The sequence below is a fragment of the Pseudomonas defluvii genome (genome assembly GCF_001695625.1).
In the GTDB taxonomy this organism is placed as follows: Bacteria; Pseudomonadota; Gammaproteobacteria; order Pseudomonadales; family Pseudomonadaceae; genus Aquipseudomonas; species Aquipseudomonas defluvii.
Genome location: NZ_MBPN01000265.1, coordinates 1 through 1,353, shown reverse-complemented (window position 1 = coordinate 1,353; position 1,353 = coordinate 1). Strand labels below are relative to the sequence as shown.

Here is a 1,353-nt window from a genome sequence, read left to right as displayed (position 1 = left end):
TGGCCCTGCGCGACGATTTACGTGAGGCCGAGCGCCAAAATACGCTGTTCACCGACATGCTGCCTGAAGAACAGAAGTTGGAGAAACACAGCCTCTATGGGTTGAACCTTCAGGTGCCAGAGGGGATGGCGAAATGAAGGTTTCAGAAGGGTTGTTTGGAGTGAGGTCCCTGCTGAGCTACTGGGCTACGCCACGAGAACTTCCGCCGCAACTGACGTGGAAGTATGCAAGTGAACCAGAGCTGCTGAGCTGGAGGATAAAAGCGCGAAACTACAATACCGCTGTCGCTAATGGGATGTTTATTTTCATGCTTTTTTTTACCTTGGCATTGTGCTTCATTATGTATGACGTCTATGAAGGTACTGATCAGCCTTGGCGAACGCTGTCCTGCGTGTTTTTTTTCTGTCTCATGGCATTTACTGTTTCGTGCATGACCCATCAACGCATGAATTTTGCCTATCGCTTTACAGCATCTGGCGCAGAATTTTGTGAGTGGAAAAATTTTCCAGAGTGGGCGCTGAGGTTCTTGACGTGTCTCGCGATTGTTACGGCGATTCTCTTTGCCTGCATGGCAACCCTCGACCGCGACGCTAGTTATCTGATTTATGCTGTGATCGGGCCAGCCAAAGTGATGCTGTTGCGCGCCTCAATGAACTCGAAAGTCTATCGTGACTTGCAGACGGAATTTCATCACAGAACCTATGAGTGGTCGAGATTTACGTTGGTGGTGGTCGATAAGAAACAAACGTTGGTCGGCTTGGAGTTTTGCTGGTATGACGATTATATGAACAAAGACTCTTTAAGTACCGCGCCGTTGTTTGCGAAGCGTCGTGAGTTTGATCATTTGCTGGCCTTTTTCGAAGAGCGGCTTCCACACGTTCCTCGCGTCGCTCGCCACATAGACAGGGATGACTGAATAGTAGGTTTTGGAGACGTAAGTATTTACGGAGTGAAGTTTCAGGTGCCAGAGGGGATGGCGAAATGAAGGTTTCAGAAGGGTTGTTTGGAGTGAGGTCCCTGCTGAGCTACTGGGCTACGCCACGAGAACTTCCGCCGCAACTGACGTGGAAGTATGCACATGAACCAGAGCTGCTGGGGTGGAGGATCAAGGCAAGAAACTACAATACTGTTATTGCTAATGGATTGTTTGTTTTCTGGCTGGTGGTTGCTGTTTGGTTTGGGTTTTCTGTGCACTCAAATTTTGAAAGGTACGATGAGCCTACGCGCTCATTGTGCGCTCTTTTGTTTTTTTCTGTATTGATGGTAGCTGTGTTGAGCATGACCCATCAGCGCATGAATTTCGCCTACCGCTTTACAGCATCTGGCGCAGAATTTTGTGAGTGGAAAAATTTT

Annotated in this window: 1 protein-coding gene and 1 pseudogene; both read left to right on the top strand. The window is 48.4% G+C overall.

All coding sequences use genetic code 11. The features are described 5' to 3' along the window. Nucleotides 1-133 precede the first annotated feature (133 nt). The gene (locus EKA13_RS27190; RefSeq protein WP_065762030.1) at nucleotides 134-916 is read left to right on the top strand and encodes a hypothetical protein; all 783 of its coding nucleotides are present in this window, start codon (nucleotides 134-136) and stop codon (nucleotides 914-916) included. 65 nt (nucleotides 917-981) lie between these two features. After that, nucleotides 982-1,353, top strand: a pseudogene (locus tag EKA13_RS27185) (hypothetical protein); the annotation flags it as partial.

Coding starts and splice junctions, on each gene's coding strand:
- EKA13_RS27190 (WP_065762030.1), top strand. CDS start 134: ATGAAGGTTTCAGAAGGGTTGTTTGGAGTGAGGTCCCTGCTGAGCTAC.